This window comes from Streptococcus sp. IsoGale022 (assembly GCF_031142805.1).
GTDB lineage: Bacteria > Bacillota > Bacilli > Lactobacillales > Streptococcaceae > Streptococcus > Streptococcus sanguinis_A.
In genome coordinates, this window is record NZ_JAKZJI010000002.1 from 122,203 (window position 1) to 146,518 (window position 24,316).

Consider the following 24,316-nt stretch of genomic DNA (forward strand, 5'->3'; position numbering starts at 1 on the left):
AGCAGATGCTTCTACTGTTTATCAGATGCGAGTTTGGGTTGACGCTTTTTTAAGTAATGATAGAGCTTGAGTACGACAGTGCCACTGGCCATGCCAATCGAGATGACCAAGGCCAGAATGACCACCAGAGTGGCGTTAATCATAGCCTGGCTGTAGTCACCAGTGACAAAGAAGGCAGTCGTCCGATAGGAAATGTAGCCCGGGACCAGAGGCGCTAGAATAGCCAAAATAAAAACAACAGCGGGCGTTTTATAGATGATGCTGAGGATTTGGCTGACGCAGGAACCGACGATAGCAGCCACAAAGGTTGCTATGATGACGTTGGTCGGTCCTTTGAGCAGGAGATAGAGCAGCCAAATAGCCATGCCCAGCACTCCGCCAGGAATTAGCATACTGCGCTGGACATTTAGAACGATTAAAAAGGTAATGATGGCCAGCAGGCTGGCAACTGCTTGCAGTAAGAAAGTCAAGATTGTCATAGGCTTATTTCATAATAAGGAGGGCGACAGAGGTACCTGCACCGAGAGCAAGAGTGATGAGGAGCGATTCAAAGAGCTTGCTCATCCCAGAGTTGATATGGTTGGTCATGATGTCACGCACAGAGTTGGTGAGAGCAATGCCGGGCACAAAAGGCATGACAGAACCCGCAATAATCAAATCATCTGTGGAATTAAAACCAGAATAGCGTGTCCAGATATGAGCCAGCAGTCCAAAGACGAAGGCTCCAGCAAAAGCTGTCAAAAAAGGGATACGGATATATTTGTCAACATACAAAGAGAAGGCAAAGCCAAAGAAGGTAGCAATGGCCGCCCCCAAAGCATCGTAGAAATTTCCACCAAACATGATGGAGAAGAAGGGAGCACTGAGCGTTGCTGCTGCAATCAGCTGCTTGTTGTTATAGGGCAGCTCCTTCACCTTGAGGCGATTCAGCTCATCAAAAGCCTCTTGAAGGCTAATTTCTCCTGTTACCAACTGACGGGATACCTGATTGACATCGCAGACCTTCTCAATGTTGTAGTTGGTCTTGAGATTACGTTTCATCCGTGAAACATTTGTATTTTCAATCGAAAAGAAAATAGCCACTGGCATTGCTAAGGCATTGCAGTCGATGATCCCTTGTGAATGTGCGATGCGAATCATGGTGTCTTCTACCCGATAGGTCTCGGATCCGCTCTGCAACAGCAGAGTTCCGGCTAGCATGATAACATCTACTGCCAGATTGAAATCTTTGGCTTCTTCCCTGATACCTTTCTCTGTCATTTCCCCAATCCTTTTCCTAGTATAGCAATAGAACCATTATACCATAAAGCCTCTTAAAAATATCATCAAGTTGGCAGCCATTTGGACCCATAGATACAAAAAAGAAGATTGGGGATTTCCAATCTTCTTTCAAATGGTTTGTAAGTCTTTAGTCGTTTATTAGCTCAAAGCATCGTCCATAGAGAGCACTTCGTGGAAGACACGTTGAGTCAATTCAGTCTTTTGCTCTGGAGTCAAGTACTTAGTGTTTACACAGTAACCTGAGATACGAACGATAACATCTTCGCCAGACATAATCTTCTCGTAAACATCCTTCAAGTCCATAACGTTCAAGTTAACGTGTTGTCCACCGTTTTCAAAGTAACCATCAAGGATTGTTACCAAGTTGTCTACTTGTTCGTCGTGAGTCTTACCAAGCGCACGAGGTGATACTTGAGTTGTCAGAGAAATACCATCAGCTGCGTAACTGAAGTCCAAGCTAGCAAGTGAGTTCAAGTTTTGCAACCAGCCACCTTTTGCCTTGTTAGATGGGTTAGCACCTGGTGAGAAGAATTCCAATTTAGACAAGTTTACGCTGCCATCTTCGTTGAGGTACACTCCTTTATGGACTGGTGAGTTACCAGTTTGTTTAGAGTAAGCAACGTTAGATGTGATAGTCAGAAGAGACACAGTAGCTTCTGCATTCTTATACAGTTTGTGGCTGCGCAGACGAGTTGTGTAAGCTTCAACCAACCATTCAGCCAATTCGTTTGAACGAGGATCGTCTTCACCCCAACGTGGGTATTCACCGATTGTTTCGTAATCGTAGATGTAGCCATTTTCGTCACGGATTGGCTTAACTGTAGCGTACTTGATAGCTGACAAGGTATCAACAGTGTTGGCAAATCCACAGATACCGAATCCCATGTTAGCGCGTTGGTAAGTTGGCAAGAAGGCCATTTGAACAGCTTCGTAGTTGTACTTGTCAGTCATGTAGTGGATGATGTTCAAGGCATCTACGTAAGTGTCAGTCAACCAGTCCAGAGATTTTTCAAAGTTTGCTTTAACTGATTCGAATTCAAGAACTTCGTCACGGATAGGCTCGATGTCAAATACCTTGTAGTCTTTATGAACATCGTCGTAACCGCCGTTGAGACCTGTCAGAAGGGCTTTCAGAACGTTTACACGAGCACCGAAGTATTGGATGTTGTGGCGTTGTTCTTCGTTTTCAGGGTCAAGTGGAGACACACAGCAAGAGATACAGCTCATTTCACCGTAGCCGTCTTTAGCCATTGTTGTCACACCTTCGTATTGGATAGAAGAGTGCTTGTGACTCATATGCATACAGTAGCGACGGAATGAGTATGGAAGTTTGTCAGTCCAGAGAACGGTCAAGTTTGGCTCTGGAGAGTTACCAATGTTGTCAAGTGTGTTAAGGAAACGGTAGTCCATCTTAGTAACACGGTGACGGCCGTCGTTGCCCATACCTGCCATAGAAGTAGTGATGAAGGTTGGGTCACCAGAGTAAAGTTGGTCGTAAGCTTTTGTACGGGCAAACTTCACTGTACGAAGTTTCATAACGAAATCATCAACAAATTCTTGGATTTCTGATTCAGTGTAAGTACCGCGAGCCAAGTCACGTTCTGCGTAGATGTCCAGAACGATTGGTACACGTCCAAGAGATGTTGCAGCACCGTTGATAACACGGCAGACAGCCATAAAGGCGATGTTAGTCCATTGGATAGCTTCTTTAACGTCAAAAGCAGGACGGCGAACATCTACTCCGTAAAGGTCACCAAGTTTTACAACTTCACCAAGTGCTTGGTATTGCAGGTTGATTTCTTCGCGCAGACGGATTGTTTCTTCGTCAATATCAGTCAAACCATTCCAGTCGCGAACTTTTTCAGCCATGAGGTAGTCAGCTCCATAAAGAGCAAGACGTGCGTAAACCCCGATGATACGTCCACGTGAGTAAGCATCTGGAAGACCAGTTACAGTGTGGGCGTGACGAGCACGGCGGATGTTAGAAGTGTAAGCACGGAAGATACCGTCATTTACTGTAGTAACATATTTAGTAAAGATTTCATGAACAGCAGGATCTGGTTCGTATCCATTTTCTTTCAAAGTAGTTTCAGCCATGCGGATACCACCTTTTGGCATGAAGTTCAATTTGAAGAGTTCGTCGTTTTGGATACCGTAAATTAGTTCGTTGTCCTTGTCAATGTAACCAGCGTCGATATCAGCGATAGATGCTGGACGAGTGTCCATTGGGAAACGAGTTTCTTCGTAGTGAGCTTTTGTTTCTTCTACGATTTTCTTGATGTGGAGTGAGCGCTCAGTAGGACCTGCCAAGAAGCTTTCATCTCCATCATAAGGTGTGTAGTTAGCTTGAACGAAGCGAGAAACACTTGCTTTCTCTTTCCAGTCTTCACCTTTGAAGCCTTCCCAAGCTTTGTCAAAAATATCTTGAGCTTCAACAACTGTTTTTACAACCATTTGATTTTCCTCTTTATTCTAGCAACATAAACTGTTACATTTATAAGTAAAGTATATCATACGGTAATCGGTTTCACAAACCATTTTCGGCAGAAAGAAAGACTTTCTTTTATAATACAGAAAGTAAAAAGTCGCGGATGTGTACTATAGATTTGAAAAACATAACTCTTTTCAAATATTTTGGAAAAATGGGTAAAAAAGTTATAATAAAAGTAATTAAAATGTCATATAAAAATTACTGACGAAGAATCTTACTTTTAAAATACTTTTTGACAGAACGAAAAACTGTTTCAGATTTATTTGAGCAAAAAGGGCCGACTTTGTGAAAGCCTGTAAGCTGAGATTGATGGCAGGAGAAAGGAGGAGGGCATGCTGATTTTTCCACTGATTAACGATACATCTCGGAAGATTATCCACATTGATATGGATGCTTTTTTCGCTTCGGTGGAAGAGCGGGATAATCCTAAGTTAAAGGGGCATCCAGTCATTATCGGCAGCGACCCACGCTTGACTGGCGGTCGTGGTGTCGTCTCCACCTGCAATTATGAGGCCAGAAAGTTCGGAGTTCATTCGGCTATGAGCTCCAAGGAAGCTTATGAGCGTTGCCCCCAGGGGATTTTTATCTCGGGGAATTACGAAAAATATCAGGCAGTCGGATTGCAGATCCGAGAAATTTTCAAACGCTATACGGATTTGATTGAACCCATGAGCATCGACGAGGCTTATCTGGATGTAACGGAAAACAAGCTTGGGATTAAATCTGCAGTCAAAATAGCCAAGCTGATTCAGCACGATATCTGGAATGAGCTGCAACTGACGGCTTCGGCAGGCGTTTCTTATAATAAGTTTCTGGCCAAGATTGCCAGTGACTATGAGAAGCCTCATGGTCTGACTGTTATTCTGCCTGAGGAAGCAGAGGCCTTTCTGGCTCCTATGGACATTGCCAAGTTTCATGGAGTTGGTAAGAAAAGCGTTGAGAAACTGCATGAAATGGGAGTTTATACTGGTGCAGATCTGCTCAAGATACCGGAAATGACCTTGATTGATAAGTTTGGTCGCTTTGGTTTTGATCTCTACCGGAAAGCGCGTGGCATCAGCAATAGTCCGGTCAAATCCAATCGTATTCGTAAGTCGATTGGGAAGGAGCGGACCTATGCCAAACTGCTCTATAGTGAGGAGGATATCAAGAAAGAGCTGACCCTGCTGGCGCAGAAGGTAGAAAATAGCTTGACTAAGCATGATAAGAAAGGGCGAACCATCGTTCTGAAAATCCGTTATGCAGATTTCTCCACCATGACTAAAAGGAAAAGTTTGAATCTAGCCACTCGAGACAAGGAGCAAATCGAGCGAATGGCTCATGAGATATATGATAGCTTGGAAGAGCAACCACGAGGTATCCGTCTGCTAGGACTGACAATGACGGGGTTTGAATAAAGATAAAGGCTTGGTTCGTTACCGGGCTTTTTTAGATATAGCTTTTAGTATGAGAGAGTTGCTTGTGACGAGTTTCTAAGTTGTCTGATGATTTTCATTGACTAAAAATAATCTTTTTTGAAAAAATACTGGACAAAGTTTTCTGTGTCTGTTATACTAGGTCTATAAAATAAAAAACCGTCTGGTCGGTTTTTTGAAAAGAAAGGAGCAGAAATGAAGAAATCTGTAGTAGAAAAAACAAGCGAGCACATCCTCAAGTTGAATCAGGAGATGGATCGGCAGCTGGAAGGTCAGAAAGAGTTTTTGCAGCAGCATGCAGAAAAGCTGAAAAAGATGTCACAGGGTGAGAATGGCATACGCTATTCTAAGTGGGGAGTCAAAGCTGGATATGCTGTCCTTGCTGGTGGCTTGCTGACTTCTGTCTTTAGCCCATGGCGAGGACTGGGTATTATGGCAGTAGGCGGTCTGAGCCTTGCCTCCAATCTCTGGCATATCCGGCGATTGCAAAATAAAGAAAGGAGCAAGTAGCAGAGAGATGACCTGTTTTAAGCATCAGAGTCAGGACAACTTAGAAACTAAAAGCAGCAGGCAGTAGCTAAACGGTGCTGACATAACTTTTAGCATTATTTAGTCTATCTTTGCTTTTTATTTTAGGCAAGGACTAAAAGACTACGTTTTCTATTTGGCGCAGGTCTTTATTTTTTATAACAAAACAAACCGAATGGTCGGATTTTAAAAATCTGCGTTTCAAAACAGGCAATCATCTGAAAGACTGAGAGTAAAGGATGCCTTTGTCCAGTTTTCGGATGACTTTTCACTATTCTACATTTGATAAGGAGTTATCGTATGAACAAACAAACACATGTAGAGCCAGAGACAAGGCATATCCTGCCCTTTCTGGCCTGGACTTTTGGCATTACCTGGGGAGCCTGGCTGCTTCAGTATATTTTAACCGCCCTGAAGCTGACCAGCGGGGCTGAGCCTTTGGGCCTTGCTCTCAATTTCATCGGGGGCTTCGGACCGGCCTTGGGAACTTTTATCAGCCTCAAAATTTCTCATCCTAAGAAGATGCTGGACTTTATCTTTTCTCATGCTAAGGGCTGGTGGATTTATATGCTGGCCTTCTGTCTGGTTCGGGTTTTGACCCTTTTTATCGCCAATCCTGTATTACCGCCGCTCAATGCCGTTCTGATGTTTCCTCTGGGCTGGACCTTTGTCACGTTTGCTGGAGGCGGGAACGAAGAGCTGGGCTGGCGGGGCCTCCTGCAGCCGGCTCTGGAGAAAAAATTCTCCTTCCCTCTGGCAACTGTCATCACGGCTCTGGTCTGGGTGGCCTGGCATCTGCCCCTCTGGCTGATTCCGGGAACGAGTCAAAGTCAGATTTCTTTGCCCTTCTATCTCTCCTTTGGTATCTTGCTCTGTTTCTGTCAGGCGGCTCTCTACAAGCAGACGGCCTCTGTCTTTGCCTGCATGGTCTTTCACGGCTGCATTAACTTTGCTCAGGCGACGATTGTCGGCAGTGCTACAAATGGCGGAAGGTATCTCAGCTTCCAGGTTGCTAATCTGGTCATGACCGCCCTGCTGGTCGGCTGGTGGTATTGGAAGGGCAATCGGAAAGGAGTTCAGAAAGATGCAAGCTAAAAATCTTGGCGATCGCTCTTCTGCCAAAGAAAAAGGAGTAATCATATGAAAACACAAACACATGTAGAGCCAGAGACAAGGCATATTTGGCCTTTCTTAGCTTGGACCTTTGGTATTAGCTGGGGATCCTGGCTGATTCTGTATATTTTAGCCGCCCTGAAGCTGACCAGCGGGGCTGAGCCTTTGGGCTATGCTCTCATTATCATCGGTGGCTTCGGACCGGCCTTGGGAACTTTTATCAGCCTCAAAATTTCTCATCCTAAGAAGATGCTGGACTTTATCTTTTCTCATGCTAAGGGCTGGTGGATTTATATGCTGGCCTTCTGTCTGGTTCGGGTTTTGACCCTTTTTATCGCCAATCCAGCCCTGCCGCCTCTGAATGCCATTCTGATGTTTCCTCTGGGCTGGACCTTTATCACCTTTGCTGGGGGTGGGAATGAAGAGTTGGGCTGGCGGGGAGTGCTGCAGCCGGCTCTGGAGAAAAAATTCTCCTTCCCTCTGGCAACTGTCATCACGGCTCTGGTCTGGGTGGCCTGGCATCTGCCCCTCTGGCTGATTCCGGGAACGAGTCAAAGTCAGGTTTCTTTGCCTTTCTATATTTTCTTTTGTATCCTGCTCAGTTTCTGTCTGGCGGTTCTCTACAAGCAGACGGCCTCTGTCTTTGCCTGCATGGTCTTTCACGGCTGCATTAACTTTGCTCAGGCGACGATTGTCGGCAGTGCTACAAATGGCGGAAGGTATCTCAGCTTCCAGGCTGCTAATCTGCTCATGACCGCTCTGCTGGTCGGCTGGTGGTACTGGAAGGGTAATCGGAAAGGAGCTGAGAAAGATGCAAGCTAGAAACTATAAAGATTCCTCATCTGTCAAGCAAATTCTAATTTTTCTGCTCTGGACTTTTGGCATCAGCTGGTCTGCGTGGATTCTCTCAGCTGTGCTGAAAGAACGAGTGCCGCTGCTTTATCCGCTTCTCATGATAGTGGGAACATTTGGTCCTGCTATAAGTGCCAAGCTTGTCTTAGGTAAGTCTTTGAAAGAAATGCTGGCTTTTATCAAGTTTACTAGGAAAAGAAGCTGGCCTTATCTATTGATTTTTGTGGGGCTATACACGATTTCCATTGCCTTTGTGACCAGGCCGCTGCCAGGTTTGAATCTTTTGAATGTCTTGGTTCTGGCTCTGGTAACGACTCTTCTGACAGGCGGCAATGAAGAGATTGGCTGGCAGGGCTTCCTGCAGCCAAGTATGGAGAAGATCCTGCCCTTCCCTTTGGCAACTGTAGCAACTGGGTTAATCTGGGCTGTCTGGCATCTGCCCCTCTTCTTTATGCCCGGCAGCAGTCAGGCGGGGACCTCCTTTCTGGTCTTTACAGCCGCTTGCCTGCTCAGCCGTTTCTGGCTGGCAGCTCTTTACAAGGTCAGTCAGTCTGTCCTCTATTGTGTCCTCTTTCATGGGCTCATTAATACTATTGGCGAAGCCATCTTTGTAGGCAAGGGAACGGAAAATCCCCTCTTTTTCCTAGGCTATATCTTGATGGCGGCTTACAGTATCTATCTTTGGTATCAAAGGGATCAGCAAGACAAGGCTTAAAGATATTTTTATGATTTTGTATTTCTCCGGCTTTTTTGGTAGAATAAAGCTATATTAGAAACAAAGGGGAACAGAATGGCGCAGCGAAAAGACAAATCCCAGGCCATGAGAGAAAAAATTTTAAATACAGCAACCCAGCTCTTTATCCAAAAGGGGTCCGAAAAGACCAGTATGCAGGACATCGCCCAGACGGCGGGCATCTCCAAGGGGGCTATCTACCATCATTTCAAGTCAAAAGATGAGATTGTCCTTGCGGTGATTAGGAGCCGGCAGGAGCTGATGGAAGAAGAGATGAAGCAGTGGTTCAAGGCTACGGAAAATCTGACCGGCAGGGAGCAGCTGCAAGCCATCCTCAAGTCCAATCTGGAAAGTCAGACAGCCCGGGCCATAGACGGCATTGTGGATGAGTACGAGCAGGATGCAGGTTTTATTTTGACCATGATGCGGGACAATCTGCGGATAGGCGCCCCTCTGGTCAGCAATATTATCAAAAAAGGCATGGCAGATGGGTCTATCCAGACTCAGTATCCGGACCAGACTGCGGAAGTCTTTCTGCTGCTGGTGAACTTCTGGATGAATGAGACCGTTTTTGAAAGCGATCCTGAAAAACTGCCAGAACGCTTCCATTTTCTGCAGTTTATGATGACCTCGGTCGGCATGGATATCTTTACTGACGAGCTCCTGCAGCTCTTTAGCCAGAAAAATAAAGCATAAAAAAAGGCGATAGGACAGAACTAAAAAATTTAATTCTGTCCCAGCCTTTTTATTTATGTGCTGAATATACTGTGGATATCTTCCTCGGTCAGGCCGATTAGGGGGTCAATTTTCTGGAAGTTTTCTTCAGTCAGGACATAGTTTTCCACAGGCGTTTTCATTTTATCCACAGGATTGTGAATATTGCTCTCGGCTTGCAGAAAGTCGCCAAAGCGCTCGATTAGATAGGTTTTACGGGCGGTGCCAGTGTTTTTTGCAGCATAGTCAAAGGCAGCTTTTTCCCCAAGTAAGATCAACTTGCTCTTGGCGCGGGTGATAGCGGTGTAGATGAGATTGCGCTGCAGCATCCGGTGACTGCTCTTGGTGATGGGCAAGATGACCACGGGAAATTCACTGCCCTGAGACTTGTGGATGCTCATAGCGTAGGCCAAGCGAATCTTATACCACTCGCTGCGCTGATAAACAAGTTCATTGCCATCAAAGTCAATGGTCAGCTCGTCCTGCTTGGAGTCGCTGTACTTAGCAGGCAGCAGGTCGCTGATGTAGCCTAAGTCACCGTTGAAGACATTGCTTTCAGCGTCATTGACCAAGTGGATAACCCTATCTCCTTGGCGATACTGACAGTCGGGAGCTTCGAAGGTCAGCTCGTCTTTCTCTACAGGATTGATGAGATTTTGCATAAGATTGTTAATCTGGTCAATGCCGGCTGGCCCCCGATACATAGGTGCCAATACCTGAACATCTTGAGCTGGGATACCGCTGCGAATGGCTGCGCTAGTGATTTTCTCAATCATAGGCGGGATATGCTCATTTCTAGCTTCAAAATATGAGCGGTCCGCTTTTTTCTCTGTAAAGTCTGCTGGTAAAATGCCCTTCTGAATCTGGCTGGCTAGTGTGACGATTGTAGACTCTTCGCTCTGCCGATAGATGGTTTCCAGCTTGGTCTGTGGGATAGTCGGTATCTGCAGCAAGTCTGCCAGAACCTGACCTGGACTGACAGACGGAAGTTGATCCGCATCTCCGACAATCAAGAGTTTGGTTTGAGAGGAGATATTGCTGAGGAGCTGATTAGCTAACCAAGTATCCACCATGGAAAATTCATCCACAATGATAAAATCAGCATCCAGATAATCATCCAAATGACTGGTATCATCATCGCCAGTCATTCCCAAATGGCGGTGAATAGTGGCGCTAGGAAGACCGGTCAATTCGTTCATGCGCCGAGCGGCGCGCCCAGTGGGAGCCGCTAGCAGAATAGGCAGAACATTGACCTTTCGCAGATCTAAACTGCGAAGCTGGGCGTAGACTGCGATGATACAGTTGATAACGGTAGTTTTTCCAGTGCCCGGTCCGCCGGTTAGGATAAAGACCTTCTGATTGATAGCCTGACGGATGGCTTCCTTTTGGATGCTGTCATAGGAGATGCCGGAGTTCTCCTCCACTTGCTGGATAGCCGCAGTAATCTTATCTTGGTCGAAAGAATCTTGCTTGCCTTTTTCCAGCAGACGGACTAGATTACTCCTTATTCCTTCTTCAGCAAAGAAGAGGCTGTTTTCAAAGATTTTAGTATCGACATTCTGGACCTTATCCTCCTCGAGCAGATGAGTCAGCTCGTCAGCGACCAGACTGGGGTCCAGCTCTACCTGACGTGAGCTTTCTAAGAGTTCGATGGTATGCTCTAGTAAATCACGAGCTTCGACATAGGTATCTCCCCGCTCCATAGACTGGGTCAGCAAGGTGTGGACAAGGCCAGCCCGAAAACGCTCAGGGGCATCACTTTGAATACCCAGCTCTTCTGCCAGATGGTCAGCAATTTTAAAGCCGATTCCCTGAATGTCCTCTACCAGCTGATAGGGATATTTTTCGACAATATCCAGCGTTTCTTCCTTGTAGGTATCCTGGATTTGAAAAGCCAGCTTATTGGGAATGCCGTAGGCTGCCAGTTTGGCTAGTACCATCTCAGTTCCGTAGTTGAGTCTGAGCTTGGCGACAAAGGCCTCGCGGTTCTTAGCTGCTAAGCCGTTTATCTGGGTCAGCTTTTCCGGCTCTGCTAAAATCTTGTCAATGGTGTCCTCAGTATCTTCTCCGTAGAGTTGGACGATTTTTTGAGCAGTCTTGACCCCGATGCCCTTGAAATGGTCACTGGAGAAGTATTTTACTAGGCCTTTACTGCTGGGTTTGGCTCGCTCATAGCGGGAAATTTTCAGCTGCTGGCCATATTTGGGGTGCTGGACAAGACTGCCCCAGAAAGTGTAATCTTCGCCTTCCATGACATCTGCCATAGATCCGGTGACAATGATTTCAAAATCTTCAAAATCCTCGGCATCTGTATCCTCAATATCTAAGAGCAGGATGCGGAAAAAGTTGCTGGGATTTTCAAAAATAATCCGTTCAATCGTTCCTGAAAAGTAAAATTCCATAGTTTATAGGTTCTTCTTTTAAAACGAACCCAGCTGATGTTCAACTGAGTTCGGTATGCTTAATAGGTTTTAAAGGGCAGCAGCGGCCAGAAGCGGAACTTGGCTTCGCCCTGGATTTGTTCTTTTTGGAAGGTACCGACTTGGCGACTATCCTTGGAAACAATCCGGTCGTCACCCAGAAGCAGGTATTCATCATCCAGAAGCTTGATGGTGAAGACAGGGCTGCCTTCACTATCAACAGTGAAAGCTTGAGCCTGAGCAGCGAGTTTTCTGAAAAACTCACCATTATCATCATAATCGTCCCCAGTATAAGTTGATTGGAGCTTGTCTTCTTTAAATTTCTTGATGTAGTCCGTCAGGTAAGGCTCGTCTGTTTTTTTGCCGTTGATGTAAAGAGTATCATTTTCATACTGAATAGTGTCGCCCGGCATACCGATGACCCGTTTGACAATCTCCTTGGTCGTTCCGTCATTATCTGTCTCAGTGGCGACAACGATATCAAAGCGGTCAATAGACTGATGTTTGAGGACAAGCAGGTATTCCCCATTAGCCAGCGTAGGGTCCATAGAGTGGCCATCTACCTTTACAGGGGACCAGAGAAAGAGCCTTGACAGGATAATGACAGAGATAAAGAAGATAAAGAGTCCCCATTCTTTGAGAATGACAACAGCAGTATTTGATTTTTTCATAGGTTACCTTTCTAGAAGTTTTTGTGCTTTTTCAGTATTTTTAAAGTGGAGTTTAGCAGAATGCTGCAGACCGGCCATTCCATAGGATTGAAGAATCTGGCTGGCAACTTGGTCGCTCTTGCTTCCGGCTCCGCTAGGCAGGGTATAGCCTAACTCTCGACTGAGATTTTCTAGATTTTCCAGAAAGAGGTCACGAGCGATAATAGAGCTGACTGCAACAGCTAGAAACTTTCCTTCAGCCTTTTCAATCAGACTTACCGGATTTGGGAAATGATTTTTTTCCTGCTTTAGGTATTTATTGTAGTTTTGCTGGCTGGTAAAGGCATCGATGACGATTTTTTCAGGATTGATGCCTTTTTGCAGCAGTAGATAAATAGCTTGATTATGTAAGGCCACCTTGACAGAGACGGCGTTGTAGCCAGAAGCGATGACTTCGTTGTACTTCTCTGGCGATAGGAGCAGAGCTTGGTGGGCAATCTTTTCTTTTAAGACCGTTGCCAGTTGGCGAATCTTGCTATCGTTCAAGGTTTTAGAATCGCCAACGCCCAGTTTCATCAGAAAGTCGTGCTGGTCTGGAGTGACGAAAGAAGCTACGACGGCTAGACATCCAAAGTAGGAGCCGTTTCCGACCTCATCTGTCCCAATGAGGGCAAAATTCTGAGAAGCAGGACTAGAACTGGATTTGCCTGCTTGATGGCCAAAAAAGCCAGCGTAGTGAACAGCTTTTGCCCCCTGAAAGAGAACTTTTCCGGAGCTAAAGACACTGACCGTCGCCTGATTCAGCCGGAAGAAATATTGAATATGTGGGTTCTTGCTGGGAGCCAGCTGGTCCTGATATTTCTCAACAAAAGCCTGAATTTCTTGCTGTTTGGGACTGAGGGTGATACTTTCCATACCCCCTATTGTACCATAAAAAGGAAAAGTCGAAAGACATAAGATTGAAAAACCTACAAAAATTTTGTAGGAGAATACCGCTGTTTACAATATCAAAAAAGATGAAAAAGAAAGTCCCTGTCTTGTCCCAAGTGTTTTTATAACTGACAAAGGGCTTCTTTTTTGATATAATACAATGAGGTGATTTTATGGCAAATTTGAATCGATATAAATTTACATTTGGAAACAAGACCTTAACTCTAACAACAGAACACGATAATCTCTTTATGGAAGAAGTAGAACGGGTAGCAAAGGAAAAATACAAGGCTATCAAAGAGCAGATGCCTGCGGCAGATGATGAAGTCCTGGCGATTTTGCTGGCGGTCAATAGCCTATCTACCCAGCTTAGCCGCGAGATTGAGTTTGACGACAAGGAAAAAGAACTAGAAGATTTTCGTCACAAAATGCTCAGTGATTTGAGAGAAAAGTCGGGTAAATAGAGGAGAAATAATGTTTTCTATTGTTATTTTACTAATATTGGCCTGGAGCTTTTATATTGGCTACTCGCGTGGCATTGTTCTGCAGGGCTATTATGCTGCTGCGACCATGGTTTCTATGCTGGTGGCTGGAGCTTTTTATAAGAGCTTGGCTAAGTTTATCAGCCTTTGGGTGCCTTATGCCAGCGCAACTCAGGGCTCTTCGACCTACTTTTTCCCTAGCTCCCAGCTCTTTCAGTTGGACCAGGTTTTTTATGCTGGTTTGGCCTATCTCATTATTTTTACGGCTGTCTATATCCTTGGGCGCTTTTTTGGGATTTTTGCGAATCTGATTCCCTACCCCAATAAGCTGGATACCAAATGGTACAATGTGACCAGCGGAGCCATCGCTGTTTGTATCTCTATTTTTGTTTTGGGAATGTGCCTGACTATTTTAGCGACGGTGCCGATGGAGATGGTTCAGGAGCGGCTCAATAGCAGCTTCATGATTCGCTTTATTGTCAAGTATACCCCTATCACATCCAATATCCTCAAAGATCTCTGGGTGAATCAAGTTATCGGATAAAAGACGACTCAGTTGGCCTGCTAGCTGGGTTCTTTTTTACTAGAAAAGAAAATTATGAACACAAAAATTTTAGAAACCTTAGAATTTAAGAAGATAAAAGAACTTTTTGCTCCCTATCTTTTGACAGAGCAGGGGCAGCTGGAGCTGGGTCTGCTTTTGCCGACTAGCAAGAAGGAGACGTTAGCCTCAGCTTTTCTGGAAATGACAGATATGCAGCAGATTTTTGTGCAGTATCCGCACTTTAGTCTGGCTGCGACTCAGGATATTACTGCCTTGACCAAGCGTTTGGAGCTGGAAAGCGACTTGAATATTGAGGAGTTTTTGGCTCTCAAGCGCGTCTTGGCTGTGACTCAGGAGCTCAAGTCCTTTTATGAGGACTTGGAAAATGTGCACTTGGAAAAGCTGGACCGTCTGTTTGATAATCTAGCTGTGTTCCCTAAGCTGCAAGGAAGTTTGCAGGCTGTTAATGATGGCGGCTTTATTGAAAGCTTTGCCAGCGAAAGTTTGAGCCGTATCCGCCGAAAAATTCAAGAAAATGAAAACCAGGTGCGGGAAATTCTGCAAGAGATTCTCAAAAACAAGGGAGAGATGCTGGCGGATCAGGTAGTGGCCAGCCGGAATGGCCGCAATGTGCTGCCTGTGAAAAATACCTATCGTAACCGCATTTCTGGTGTGGTTCACGATATTTCAGCCAGCGGGAATACCGTCTATATCGAGCCTAGAGCGGTTGTCAATCTCAACGAAGAAATTGCCAGCAGTCGGGCAGACGAGCGTTATGAAATTCAGCGGATTTTGCAGGAATTATCAGACCTCTTCCGTCCCCATGCAGCTGAAATTGCCAACAATGCTTGGATTATCGGACATCTGGATTTGGTGCGTGCCAAGGTCCGCTTCATGCAGGAGACGGGAGCGGTGGTGCCAGACCTTTCGGAGGAGCAGGATATCCAACTGCTCAGTGTCCGCCATCCCCTGATTGAAAATGCAGTGGCTAATGATTTGCATTTCGGGCCAGACTTGACAGAGATTGTCATTACGGGGCCTAATACGGGTGGTAAGACCATCATGCTGAAGACCTTGGGCTTGGCTCAGATTATGGCCCAGTCAGGTCTGCCGATTCTGGCGGACAAGGGGAGCCGCGTCGGGATTTTCAGTCAGATTTTTGCAGACATTGGTGATGAGCAGTCCATTGAGCAGAGCCTGTCAACTTTCTCTAGTCACATGACCAATATCGTCTCTATTTTAGAGCAGGTGGATAGCGATAGCTTGGTCCTGCTGGATGAGTTGGGAGCTGGGACTGACCCGCAGGAGGGTGCAGCTCTGGCTATTGCTATCTTGGAAGATTTGCGACTAAGACAAATTAAAACCATGGCGACGACTCACTATCCTGAGCTAAAAGCCTATGGAATTGAGACGGACTGGGTAGAGAATGCCAGCATGGAATTTGATACAGATAGTTTAAGGCCGACCTATCGCTTTATGCAGGGAGTGCCTGGCCGCTCCAATGCCTTTGAAATCGCTCTGCGTTTGGGCTTGGCAGAAGTTATCGTTGGCCATGCCCAAGAGCAGACTGACACAGACAGTGATGTCAATCGAATCATTGAGCGCCTAGAGGAGCAGACGCTGGAGAGCCGCAAGCGCTTGGATAATATCCGCGAGGTGGAGCAGGAAAATCTCAAATTTAACCGAGCCCTCAAAAAGCTATATAATGAGCTCAATCGAGAAAAGGAAACCGAGCTCAATAAGGCGCGGGTGGAAGCCCAGGAAATCGTTGATTTGGCTTTGTCAGAGAGTGAGAGCATTCTCAAAAATCTCCATGATAAGTCTAGTCTCAAACCACATGAGATTATTGAAGCTAAGGTTCAGCTTAAAAAGTTGGCACCAGAAACGGTTGATTTATCAAAGAATAAGGTGCTCAAACAGGCCAAGAAAAATCGGGAGCCCAAGGTGGGGGATGATATTCTGGTTACCAGCTATGGTCAGCGGGGAACCTTGGTCAAGCAGCTCAAGGACGGCCGCTGGGAAGCTCAGGTCGGTCTGATTAAGATGACTCTGGAAGAGCAGGAATTCAACTTACTCAAGGCTGAAAAGGACCAGCAGCCTAAGCGCAAGCAGGTCAATGTGGTCAAGCGGGCCAATACTGCTGGCCCCAAAGCCAGACTGGATCTGCGCGGCAAACGCTATGAAGAGGCTATGGAAGAGCTGGATGCCTTTATCGATCAGGCTCTCCTCAATAACATGGCTCAGGTGGATATTATCCACGGTATCGGGACCGGCGTCATCCGTGAAGGGGTGACCAAATATCTCCGCCGCAACAAACATGTCAAGTCCTTCGGCTATGCCCCGCAAAATGCCGGCGGCAGCGGTGCGACGATTGTGATATTTAAGTAAGAGGCCAGAAATGAAAATACAAATCTATAACTCGACTTATGAGAAAAGTTGGGTTTATACAAAAGCTTTGAGTTATCTCTTTTCGCCTTTCTTTGATGATGTGAGCCGCAGCAAGGATGAGTTTACTGAAGAGCCTTACCAAGATTCGATTGAGCTCATAGCAGTGGAAGATGATCAGGTTGTAGGGCTTCTAGATATTGGGATTTACACCGAAGAAGCAAGTCGTTCTTATCCATATTATCCAGGAGAAAAGATAGCTTACTTCGCTAATCTGGCTGTCCATCCTGATTTTCAGAATCAAGGGATAGCCGGCCGACTCTTTCAAACTGCTCGAGAGAAACTGCATGAAAAGAAAGTTGAGGCCTTGATCATCTTTACCAGAGACGGAGAGCAGGCAAATTACCTCTACCAGAAGTGGGGCGGCAAGCTGATTTGTCAAGATTATTTAGTTGTTGGACGCCCCAAAGATCAAACACCGTTTTCTTTCAGCGTTGATAGGAAGCAGCAGACAATCTGTCTGACAGATAAGTTGGGAAATTCCTTAGGCTATTATCAAAGAGAAGGGCATTATATTGTCTCAAGGAAAGAAGATTTGGAGCATTTTGATATTGATGAGCTTTACAAAGAGCATACCTATGTTTTGAAAATCGAATAGGGTATTGGAAGTTTCAGCGAAGAGATAGCAGCAGGTTCTTTTATGAGGGCTTGCTTTTTGCTATAATGTAAGCAGCATAAAGTGTTTCGGAGGGGAAATAATGAGAATAAAGCATGCATCAGATTCCTGCACGACTATTTTGGTGGGCAAGAAGGCCAGCTACGACGGTTCAACCATTGTCGCTCGTACAGAGGATTCACAAAATGGGGTCTTTACGCCCAAGAAATTTGTCGTAGTGGAGCCACAAGACCAGCCCCGCCATTATCAGTCAGTTTTGACCTCTTTTGAGATGGATTTGCCGGACAATCCAGTCCGCTATACGGCAGTACCAGATGCAGTTCCCAAGGACGGGATTTGGGGAGCAGCTGGAATTAACAGCTATAACGTTGCTGTTAGCGCGACAGAAACAATTACGACCAATAGCCGCGTGCTGGGAGCTGATCCTTTGGTAGAGTCAGGTATTAGCGAGGAAGATATCCTTACGCTGGTTCTTCCCTATATCAAGACGGCTCGAGAAGGGGTTCTACGCTTAGGGAAAATCCTAGAGGAGTACGGCACTTATGAGTCCAATGGGATTGCTATCTCAGATGTCAATGAAATCTGGTGGCTGGAAACCATTGGCGGCCACCATTGGATGGCGCGGCGCGTGCCAGATGATGCCTATGTGACCAATCCCAATCAGCTGGGCAGTGATTACTTTGAATTTAACAATCCAGAGCACTTCCTCTGTCATCCAAATCTCAAAAACTTTATCAAGGAAAACCATCTCAATCTGAATTACTCGGACGAGGGTTTCAATCCACGCTATGCTTTTGGCAGCCAGAAGGATAAGGACCGCCATTACAATACACCGCGAGCTTGGGATATCCAGCGTTTTCTCAATCCAGAAGTGGAGCAAGATCCAAGGAGTTTCTTCATTCCATGGTGCCGCAAGCCTTACCGCAAGATCACGATCGAAGATATCAAGTATGTCCTGAGCAGTCACTATCAGGATTCGCCTTATGATCCTTACGGAGCAGAGGGCGATCGCCACAGCAGACGGGCCTTCCGGACTATTGGCATCAATCGGACCAGTCAGACAGCCATCTTGCAGCTGCGCCCTAATCAACCCCAGGAAACGACGGGTATCCAGTGGCTATCTTATGGCTCCATGGCTTACAATACAGCTGTTCCTTTCTTTACTCAAGTCTCAACAACGCCAGACTACTTTGCCAATACGACGGACAAGGTTTCGACAGATTCCTTCTACTGGGCCAATCGCTTGATTGCTGGTTTGGCTGATGCTCATTTTAGCAGTCATGTCGGTGATTTGGATGATTACCAAGAGCAGACTATGGCTTGGGGACATGAAATGATTGGTCGGGTAGACCGGGCTCTGGCCAAGGGCGAGGCTGTGGACTTTGAGGCTGAAAATCAAGCCATGAGCAATAAGGTGCAAGAAGCGACAAACCAGCTCTTGGAGAAAGTTCTCTTGGATGCCAGCAATCTCATGACCAACCATTTCTCACTGAGTGACTAAGGTCCTACCCGTAGCAAATATTTTTCTTTCTGATGTTTTTGGTGTAAAATGTTATCAAAAGTAAGCAATAAAAGGAGAAGATTTATGGTAGCAGCAGTTACAGATGCAACATTCACAGAAGAAACAAAAGATGGACTGGTTCTGATTGACTTTTGGGCAACTTGGTGCGGTCCGTGCCGTATGCAGGCACCTATCTTGGAGCAGTTGGCAGGAGAAGTCCATGAGGATGAATTGAAAATCCTTAAAATGGATGTGGATGAAAATCCAAATACTGCCCGTGAATTTGGCATTATGTCCATTCCGACCCTTCTGTTCAAGAAAGACGGTCAAGTCGTTAAGCAAGTCGCAGGTGTTCACACCAAAGACCAGCTCAAGGCTATTATCGCGGAATTGAGTTAATATCATAGATAAAAAAATCGTTACATGACGTAACGATTTTTTCATTTAGCTGATGACAGTAAAGGTCATACAGAAGAGCAAGTATACTCTCAGAGTGTGCAAAATAGCAAGGAAGTATTTGCTCAGGCGTTTCCCTATTACTTATCATAGGCGCTTATTGTGAAATGTGCAAAATTTCAAATGTTGGTAGTTGTGTATCGGGTTTATTGGTATAAAAAGTAAAAATACATTTTTTCCATTTATCAGGATTGAAAATAACGACTTTGCCGCTTTCGTTGTTTTGCATTTGCTCGTGAATGGCAAAGGATTTTAAACTTTCAGATGCTTCTATATCAATGATTTCCAATGTAGCATATTTACTTGAATTAAAATGATCAGATATTTCGACTGATGAAGTCACTCCGATTTCAATATTCTGCCAGCCAAAAGAATTTAAAATATGATCAAAGTAACCATCAAATATGAATTTTGTCATTCCGTTGGTATTTTTCCAAACATATAGCGGACAGTAACTGTTAAATAATTGGCCTTCAGACTCTTCAGAGATTAAATAAACTTTGAAAAACAAATCGTCGAACCCATCCATTAAATGACCTGTATTTTGGACACGTTGTCTAATGATATCCATGTCATAATCTGATGGTAATTTTATAGTATATTGCATTGCTTGCATTGCAGTACCTCTTTTCTAATTAACTATTGACAGTATAAATGATTTATATCATGTTGAATAATACTTAAAAATGATATAATTATCATAAAAAGTGATAAGGTATTTTAAATGAATTTTAATGATATGAGCATTTTTGTGACAATCTATGAGACAAGATCAATAAACAAAAGTTCAAAGATCTTACAATATGCGCAATCTAATCTCAGTGCTAGATTGAAGGTGCTTGAAACTGAATTAGATACGAAATTATTTTACAGAAAATATAATGGTTTAATTCCGACAGAAAGTGGAGACTTATTTTATCAATTTTGTAAGGAAACTTCTAACAATTTGGAGAAATTAAAAAAGAAATGTGAAACTTCGAAAATATCCATCTTAATTTCAGAATTGTTATTCAATCACGATATTAATAATTCGCAAACAATTGATTTGGATAAAAGTGAGATTAATATCCAAAAAACTTCGGATATACCAATCATTGCTCATCAGGAAGACTTTGATAAAATTTTTTGCTTTCAAAAAATTGAAAATTTAAAGCATTATGATGAGACTATCGGACATATTGAGTCAGTTTATGCTTGTTCGAGTATCATAAAGTCTAGTGAGGGAATGCCCATATTCGTTAATAAAGATGAAAATTGTCCTTTTAGAAAACAAAGCTTAATGAGGTTTGCTCATTTAAAATCAGTTGTAGAAATTGATTCTTTTGAAAACATTATCAGCTTAGTTGAGAACGGGAAAGGAATCGCACTATTGCCTAAATGGTTAAACAAGAGAGCGAATATCAAGCCATACGACCAAGATATCGTTCTTATCCCATTTTATCAGTATGAAAAGCAGAACCAAAACAAGTAGACTATTTTAGAAGAAATACTAGTGCTAGAAAGAAAAAATGTTTGACAAATATTGTAAATATACTTACAATAAGTATACGTATTATAAAGGAGTTGTTGTAATGGAATTTAGTTTCAGTTTAAGCATGAAAGCAGCAAAAGAAGATGTATGGTCCTACTATGAAAATATTGAAAAGTGGTATGAATGGGAAGAAGATTTAAAAAATATTACATTAAATGGTGGATTTAAGACAGGTTCTTGTGGGATGATGGAACTCGAAGGAATGCCCCCAATGGAATATCAGCTGACACTTGTCAAGTCCTTTGAGGAATTTTGGGATAAAACAGCGACCCCGTTTGGAGATATCCTTTTTGGTCATCAGATCATTGAGAACGATGATGGCACTGTAAATGTCAAGCACACCGTAGCTTTAGATAGCAAAGATCAGCAACATTTGGAATTTTTAAGCCAAGTTTTCTCAGATGTTCCTCAATCTATTTTTATTTTAAAAAATTGTTTGGAAAAATAAGAATTCTCTACTTAGCTAGAGAATTTCAGACCGAAGACAAACACCATTTGGAATGTTTGCCTTCGGTCTGAAGAAGCCTTTAGGCTTCTTTTTTGTATCAAAAAACGTTTACATGCTCAAAAAATTTCATAAAACATTGACAAAAGGCGAATGTTCTTTTAGAATAATAGAAAATTAATAATCAACACCGAACGAAGTTTTTCAGAAAGAGGTAGGCGTCTCTGACTGTGAAATGGACGGAACTCTGGAGAGACCATGAATGGCACCGAAGGGGCAAGGCGGTTTAGAACCGCTCAAACTCTCAGGTAAAAGGACAGAGCGAAGAGGCAGGGATTTCCCTACTCCAGCACATCCAGAGTACATGTTTTTCATGTGCTCTTTCTTTTTCTCGGTGTGAAAAGGAGCTTATATCATGTTGGAAATATTGAATCGTCTGGATTCTTTGGTTTGGGGTCCGCCCCTGCTCATTTTGCTGGTCGGTACTGGTATCTATCTCAGTCTGCGTCTGGGCCTGCTGCAGATTTTTCGTCTTCCGCGTGCCTTTCGGCTAATTTTTGTATCAGACGAGGAGCATCAAGGCGATGTCTCTAGCTTTGCGGCTCTATGTACAGCTCTAGCCGCGACTGTTGGGACAGGAAATATCATCGGAGTGGCAACAGCCATTAAAACCGGTGGACCGGGTGCCCTCTTCTGGATGTGGGTAGCTGCTTTCTTTGGAATGGCGACCAAGTATGCCGAAGGTCTCTTGGCTATCAAGTACCGGCGCAAGGATGCTCATGGAGCCATGGCAGGAGGTCCTATGCACTATATCTTACTAGGGATGGGCGAGAAGTGGCGCCCGCTGGCCATCTTTTTCGCGACAGCTGGTATCTTGGTGGCTCTTTTGGGGATTGGGACCTTTACGCAGGTCAATTCCATCACAGAGGCCATGCAGAATACCATTCAGCTGCCTCCAGCTGTGACAGCTTCTATCTTGGCTATTTTAGTAGCTCTGGTTATTTTCAGCGGCATCCAGTCTATTGCTCGAGTATCGACCAAGGTTGTGCCCTTTATGGCAGCGATTTATATCTTGGGGACTGTGACTGTCCTAGCGGTCAATCTAGATCGATTACTGCCGACTCTCCAGCTGGTCTTTAGTTCAGCCTTTAGTCAGACAGCAGCTGTCGGTGGCTTTGCCGGTGCGACCATCCAGATGGCCATTCAAAACGGGGTTGCGCGTGGAGTTTTCTCCAATGAATCTGGCTTGGGATCAGCGCCCATTGCAGCGGCGGCAGCTCGGACTAAGGAACCGGTAGAACAGGGCTTGATTTCCATGACCGGAACCTTTATCGATACCTTGATTATCTGTAGTCTGACAGGCTTGACGATTTTAATCACAGGGGTCTGGGATGGCAATCTCAACGGTGTGTCCCTGACTCAGGCAGCCTTTGCGACTGTTTTTGCTAATTTTGGTCCAGTTCTGCTTTCAGTCTTTCTAGTTCTGTTTGCCTTTACGACTATCTTGGGTTGGAACTACTATGGTGAGCGCTGTTTTGAATTTCTCTTTGGGGTGCGCTATATCCGCGTTTATCGTCTGCTATTTGTCCTTATGATTGTACTCGGTGGCTTTGTGGGTCTAGAGGCGGTCTGGATTATTGCAGATATTGTCAATGCTCTCATGGCCTTGCCAAACTTGATTGCCTTATTAGTCTTGTCTCCAATTGTCATCAGTGAGACGAAGAAATATTTTGACAAGCATCGAAAGAATTAATTTTCACACATAAAAAAGCCTCTAGCTTTCCGTAATGATGGAAGTCTAGAGGTTTTTTGTCGAAATTAATAGCGTTTTTCTTTTGGCCAGCTGCTCATCTCGGCCACAGCTGTAAAGAGAACGTCAGTAGAAGAGTTGAGGGCTGTCTCGCAAGAGTCCTGAATGACACCAATAACGAAACCGACGCTGACTACCTGCATGGCCAAATCATTGGAAATCCCAAAGAGGCTGCAGGCGACCGGAATGAGCAGAAGCGAACCGCCAGCTACGCCGGAAGCCCCGCAGGCAGAAATTGCCGCTACAATACTGAGAACTAGAGCCGTGCCAAAGTCAACCCTGATACCCAGCGTGTTGACAGCAGCCAAGGTCAGGGTATTGATAGTAATAGCAGCCCCTGCCATGTTGATAGTGGCTCCCAGAGGAATAGAGACCGAGTAGGTCTCTGGATTGAGCCCCAGATCCCGACAGAGTTTCATATTGACGGGGATGTTTGCCGCAGAGCTGCGCGTGAAAAAGGCAGTCACGCCACTGACTCGCAAACAGCGCCAGACCAAGGGATAGGGATTTTTCCGCAGCATGATAAAGGTAATCAAAGGATTGATAATCAGAGCGACAATCAGCATACTGGCTATCAAGGCCAGCAGCAGGATGCCATAGCTTTGTAGCGCTTGGAAGCCTTTTCCGGAAATGGTCGTGTAGACCAGGCCTAAAATACCAAGAGGGGCTAGATTGATAATCCACTCGACAATCTTAGAAGTGATATCTGCCAAGGTCTGCAACAGTTCCTTGCTGTGGTGGCTAGCTTCCCGCATGGCAATTCCAAAGATGACAGACCAGGACAGGATACCAATGTAGTTAGCGGTGATGAGGGCGTTGACGGGATTGTCCACCAGCTGAAGCAGAAGATTGCTGAGAACTTGTCCGATTCCATCTGGCGGAGAAACCTTTTGGGAGGACGAAGCCAACTCTATACTAATGGGAAAGAAGAAGTTGACTAGGACTGCGACTAGGGCCGCCGCAAAGGTTCCCAGAAGGTAGAGCAAGATAACGGTCTTCATATTGCTTTTCTGGCCTTTTTGCTGCTGGGACAGGGCGTTTGCCACCAGAGCGAAGACGAGGAGTGGCGCGATAGCCTTGAGACCGCCAACGAAGATTTGGCCCAGAAGTCCGATGGCCTGTGCTTGGGGGAAGATGATAGCCAGCAGGACACCAATGCTAATACCGATGGAAATCCGCTTGATTAGATTGGTTTTATTCCAAATGGTGATGAAGCGATGGAGCATGTAAGTTCCTTTCTTGTCTTGGATACTTATTTTATTATACGATAGAAAGGGAGTGAAAGCAATGCTAGGTCGGACTAACCATTCTATGTCCGCGCTGATTGGTCTTTGTGGTATAATGGTAGTAATCTTTTTG

Annotated in this window: 23 protein-coding genes and 1 riboswitch; of the genes, 15 read left to right on the forward strand and 8 right to left on the reverse strand. The window is 44.8% G+C overall.

Annotated features, from left to right (window positions below):
- Positions 1–11: 11 nt before the first annotated feature.
- The 3 genes from RG608_RS02100 to pflB form a co-directional block, all read right to left on the reverse strand.
- Positions 12–479 (reverse strand): threonine/serine exporter family protein, encoded by a 468-nt coding sequence (locus RG608_RS02100; RefSeq protein WP_268686981.1) that lies wholly within the window; start codon positions 477–479, stop codon positions 12–14.
- Between the two features lie 4 nt (positions 480–483).
- Positions 484–1,260, reverse strand: a complete 777-nt coding sequence (locus RG608_RS02105; RefSeq protein ID WP_268686980.1) for a threonine/serine exporter family protein — start codon at positions 1,258–1,260, stop codon at positions 484–486.
- 159 nt (positions 1,261–1,419) lie between these two features.
- Positions 1,420–3,735: a formate C-acetyltransferase gene (gene pflB, locus RG608_RS02110; RefSeq protein ID WP_268681613.1), complete on the reverse strand. Its 2,316-nt coding sequence runs from the start codon at positions 3,733–3,735 to the stop codon at positions 1,420–1,422.
- 369 nt (positions 3,736–4,104) lie between these two features.
- On the opposite strand from pflB, the gene dinB reads away from it, so the two are divergent.
- The 6 genes from dinB (at position 4,105) to RG608_RS02140 (ending at position 9,109) form a co-directional block, all read left to right on the forward strand.
- Complete coding sequence (gene dinB / locus RG608_RS02115) at positions 4,105–5,169, forward strand: DNA polymerase IV (protein ID WP_268686979.1); 1,065 nt, start codon at positions 4,105–4,107, stop codon at positions 5,167–5,169.
- A gap of 213 nt (positions 5,170–5,382) precedes the next feature.
- On the forward strand, positions 5,383–5,697 hold the full coding sequence (locus RG608_RS02120; protein WP_061594398.1) for a hypothetical protein: 315 nt from the start codon (positions 5,383–5,385) through the stop codon (positions 5,695–5,697).
- A gap of 318 nt (positions 5,698–6,015) precedes the next feature.
- Entirely contained in the window at positions 6,016–6,810 is a 795-nt protein-coding gene (locus RG608_RS02125; RefSeq protein WP_061599791.1) for a CPBP family intramembrane glutamic endopeptidase, read from the forward strand.
- Between the two features lie 45 nt (positions 6,811–6,855).
- A complete protein-coding gene (locus tag RG608_RS02130; RefSeq protein WP_268686978.1) occupies positions 6,856–7,650 on the forward strand; it encodes a CPBP family intramembrane glutamic endopeptidase in 795 nt (264 codons plus the stop codon).
- Positions 7,640–8,395, forward strand: coding sequence for a CPBP family intramembrane glutamic endopeptidase (locus RG608_RS02135; protein WP_268686977.1), 756 nt, complete (start codon positions 7,640–7,642; stop codon positions 8,393–8,395). The genes RG608_RS02130 and RG608_RS02135 overlap by 11 nt, the downstream gene beginning before the upstream one ends.
- Positions 8,396–8,470: 75 nt before the next feature.
- Positions 8,471–9,109, forward strand: a complete 639-nt coding sequence (locus RG608_RS02140; RefSeq protein WP_308946485.1) for a TetR/AcrR family transcriptional regulator — start codon at positions 8,471–8,473, stop codon at positions 9,107–9,109.
- A 53-nt stretch (positions 9,110–9,162) separates the two neighbouring features.
- Here RG608_RS02140 and RG608_RS02145 read toward each other — a convergent pair whose 3' ends face one another.
- From RG608_RS02145 to rnhC, 3 genes are read right to left on the reverse strand one after another with little or no spacing between them, the layout of a single operon-like run.
- Positions 9,163–11,529 carry an ATP-dependent RecD-like DNA helicase gene (locus RG608_RS02145; protein WP_268686976.1) on the reverse strand — a complete coding sequence of 789 codons (2,367 nt, stop codon included), beginning with the start codon at positions 11,527–11,529 and terminating at the stop codon, positions 9,163–9,165.
- A gap of 59 nt (positions 11,530–11,588) precedes the next feature.
- Positions 11,589–12,218, reverse strand: a complete 630-nt coding sequence (lepB, locus tag RG608_RS02150; protein ID WP_268686975.1) for a signal peptidase I — start codon at positions 12,216–12,218, stop codon at positions 11,589–11,591.
- 3 nt (positions 12,219–12,221) lie between these two features.
- Positions 12,222–13,112 (reverse strand): ribonuclease HIII, encoded by an 891-nt coding sequence (gene rnhC / locus RG608_RS02155; protein ID WP_308946486.1) that lies wholly within the window; start codon positions 13,110–13,112, stop codon positions 12,222–12,224.
- A 188-nt stretch (positions 13,113–13,300) separates the two neighbouring features.
- Here rnhC and RG608_RS02160 point away from each other — a divergent pair, with 188 nt between their 5' ends.
- The 6 genes from RG608_RS02160 (at position 13,301) to trxA (ending at position 19,114) form a co-directional block, all read left to right on the forward strand.
- Complete coding sequence (locus tag RG608_RS02160; protein ID WP_002896593.1) at positions 13,301–13,591, forward strand: hypothetical protein; 291 nt, start codon at positions 13,301–13,303, stop codon at positions 13,589–13,591.
- Between the two features lie 10 nt (positions 13,592–13,601).
- Positions 13,602–14,153 (forward strand): CvpA family protein, encoded by a 552-nt coding sequence (locus RG608_RS02165; protein ID WP_002929159.1) that lies wholly within the window; start codon positions 13,602–13,604, stop codon positions 14,151–14,153.
- Positions 14,154–14,207: 54 nt separating this feature from the next.
- A complete protein-coding gene (locus RG608_RS02170; protein WP_308946487.1) occupies positions 14,208–16,541 on the forward strand; it encodes an endonuclease MutS2 in 2,334 nt (777 codons plus the stop codon).
- A gap of 10 nt (positions 16,542–16,551) precedes the next feature.
- Positions 16,552–17,196: a GNAT family N-acetyltransferase gene (locus RG608_RS02175; protein WP_268686972.1), complete on the forward strand. Its 645-nt coding sequence runs from the start codon at positions 16,552–16,554 to the stop codon at positions 17,194–17,196.
- Between the two features lie 100 nt (positions 17,197–17,296).
- Positions 17,297–18,715 carry a C69 family dipeptidase gene (locus RG608_RS02180; RefSeq protein WP_268686971.1) on the forward strand — a complete coding sequence of 473 codons (1,419 nt, stop codon included), beginning with the start codon at positions 17,297–17,299 and terminating at the stop codon, positions 18,713–18,715.
- A gap of 84 nt (positions 18,716–18,799) precedes the next feature.
- Entirely contained in the window at positions 18,800–19,114 is a 315-nt protein-coding gene (gene trxA, locus RG608_RS02185) for a thioredoxin (RefSeq protein ID WP_125445396.1), read from the forward strand.
- A 154-nt stretch (positions 19,115–19,268) separates the two neighbouring features.
- Here the strand turns inward: trxA and RG608_RS02190 are convergent, their stop codons facing one another.
- The gene (locus RG608_RS02190; protein ID WP_308946488.1) at positions 19,269–19,787 is read right to left on the reverse strand and encodes a DUF4865 family protein; all 519 of its coding nucleotides are present in this window, start codon (positions 19,785–19,787) and stop codon (positions 19,269–19,271) included.
- Positions 19,788–19,895: 108 nt separating this feature from the next.
- Here RG608_RS02190 and RG608_RS02195 point away from each other — a divergent pair, with 108 nt between their 5' ends.
- The 3 genes from RG608_RS02195 to RG608_RS02205 all read left to right on the forward strand — a co-directional run bounded on the left by RG608_RS02195 (position 19,896) and on the right by RG608_RS02205 (position 22,900).
- Complete coding sequence (locus RG608_RS02195) at positions 19,896–20,642, forward strand: LysR family transcriptional regulator (RefSeq protein ID WP_308946489.1); 747 nt, start codon at positions 19,896–19,898, stop codon at positions 20,640–20,642.
- Positions 20,643–20,742: 100 nt separating this feature from the next.
- Positions 20,743–21,150, forward strand: a complete 408-nt coding sequence (locus RG608_RS02200; protein WP_308946490.1) for a polyketide cyclase — start codon at positions 20,743–20,745, stop codon at positions 21,148–21,150.
- A 234-nt stretch (positions 21,151–21,384) separates the two neighbouring features.
- A riboswitch (glycine riboswitch) is annotated at positions 21,385–21,477 on the forward strand.
- An 85-nt stretch (positions 21,478–21,562) separates the two neighbouring features.
- Positions 21,563–22,900 (forward strand): sodium:alanine symporter family protein, encoded by a 1,338-nt coding sequence (locus RG608_RS02205; RefSeq protein WP_268686968.1) that lies wholly within the window; start codon positions 21,563–21,565, stop codon positions 22,898–22,900.
- A gap of 65 nt (positions 22,901–22,965) precedes the next feature.
- Here RG608_RS02205 and sstT read toward each other — a convergent pair whose 3' ends face one another.
- The gene (sstT, locus tag RG608_RS02210) at positions 22,966–24,183 is read right to left on the reverse strand and encodes a serine/threonine transporter SstT (protein ID WP_268686967.1); all 1,218 of its coding nucleotides are present in this window, start codon (positions 24,181–24,183) and stop codon (positions 22,966–22,968) included.
- Positions 24,184–24,316: the final 133 nt, after the last annotated feature.

Coding starts and splice junctions, on each gene's coding strand:
- RG608_RS02120 (WP_061594398.1), top strand. CDS start 5,383: ATGAAGAAATCTGTAGTAGAAAAAACAAGCGAGCACATCCTCAAGTTG.
- RG608_RS02125 (WP_061599791.1), top strand. CDS start 6,016: ATGAACAAACAAACACATGTAGAGCCAGAGACAAGGCATATCCTGCCC.
- RG608_RS02145 (WP_268686976.1), bottom strand. CDS start 11,529: ATGGAATTTTACTTTTCAGGAACGATTGAACGGATTATTTTTGAAAAT.
- rnhC (WP_308946486.1), bottom strand. CDS start 13,112: ATGGAAAGTATCACCCTCAGTCCCAAACAGCAAGAAATTCAGGCTTTT.
- RG608_RS02205 (WP_268686968.1), top strand. CDS start 21,563: ATGTTGGAAATATTGAATCGTCTGGATTCTTTGGTTTGGGGTCCGCCC.
- RG608_RS02100 (WP_268686981.1), bottom strand. CDS start 479: ATGACAATCTTGACTTTCTTACTGCAAGCAGTTGCCAGCCTGCTGGCC.
- RG608_RS02170 (WP_308946487.1), top strand. CDS start 14,208: ATGAACACAAAAATTTTAGAAACCTTAGAATTTAAGAAGATAAAAGAA.
- sstT (WP_268686967.1), bottom strand. CDS start 24,183: ATGCTCCATCGCTTCATCACCATTTGGAATAAAACCAATCTAATCAAG.
- RG608_RS02200 (WP_308946490.1), top strand. CDS start 20,743: ATGGAATTTAGTTTCAGTTTAAGCATGAAAGCAGCAAAAGAAGATGTA.
- RG608_RS02140 (WP_308946485.1), top strand. CDS start 8,471: ATGGCGCAGCGAAAAGACAAATCCCAGGCCATGAGAGAAAAAATTTTA.
- RG608_RS02175 (WP_268686972.1), top strand. CDS start 16,552: ATGAAAATACAAATCTATAACTCGACTTATGAGAAAAGTTGGGTTTAT.
- lepB (WP_268686975.1), bottom strand. CDS start 12,218: ATGAAAAAATCAAATACTGCTGTTGTCATTCTCAAAGAATGGGGACTC.
- RG608_RS02105 (WP_268686980.1), bottom strand. CDS start 1,260: ATGACAGAGAAAGGTATCAGGGAAGAAGCCAAAGATTTCAATCTGGCA.
- trxA (WP_125445396.1), top strand. CDS start 18,800: ATGGTAGCAGCAGTTACAGATGCAACATTCACAGAAGAAACAAAAGAT.
- pflB (WP_268681613.1), bottom strand. CDS start 3,735: ATGGTTGTAAAAACAGTTGTTGAAGCTCAAGATATTTTTGACAAAGCT.
- RG608_RS02195 (WP_308946489.1), top strand. CDS start 19,896: ATGAATTTTAATGATATGAGCATTTTTGTGACAATCTATGAGACAAGA.
- RG608_RS02180 (WP_268686971.1), top strand. CDS start 17,297: ATGAGAATAAAGCATGCATCAGATTCCTGCACGACTATTTTGGTGGGC.
- dinB (WP_268686979.1), top strand. CDS start 4,105: ATGCTGATTTTTCCACTGATTAACGATACATCTCGGAAGATTATCCAC.
- RG608_RS02190 (WP_308946488.1), bottom strand. CDS start 19,787: ATGCAAGCAATGCAATATACTATAAAATTACCATCAGATTATGACATG.
- RG608_RS02135 (WP_268686977.1), top strand. CDS start 7,640: ATGCAAGCTAGAAACTATAAAGATTCCTCATCTGTCAAGCAAATTCTA.
- RG608_RS02165 (WP_002929159.1), top strand. CDS start 13,602: ATGTTTTCTATTGTTATTTTACTAATATTGGCCTGGAGCTTTTATATT.
- RG608_RS02130 (WP_268686978.1), top strand. CDS start 6,856: ATGAAAACACAAACACATGTAGAGCCAGAGACAAGGCATATTTGGCCT.
- RG608_RS02160 (WP_002896593.1), top strand. CDS start 13,301: ATGGCAAATTTGAATCGATATAAATTTACATTTGGAAACAAGACCTTA.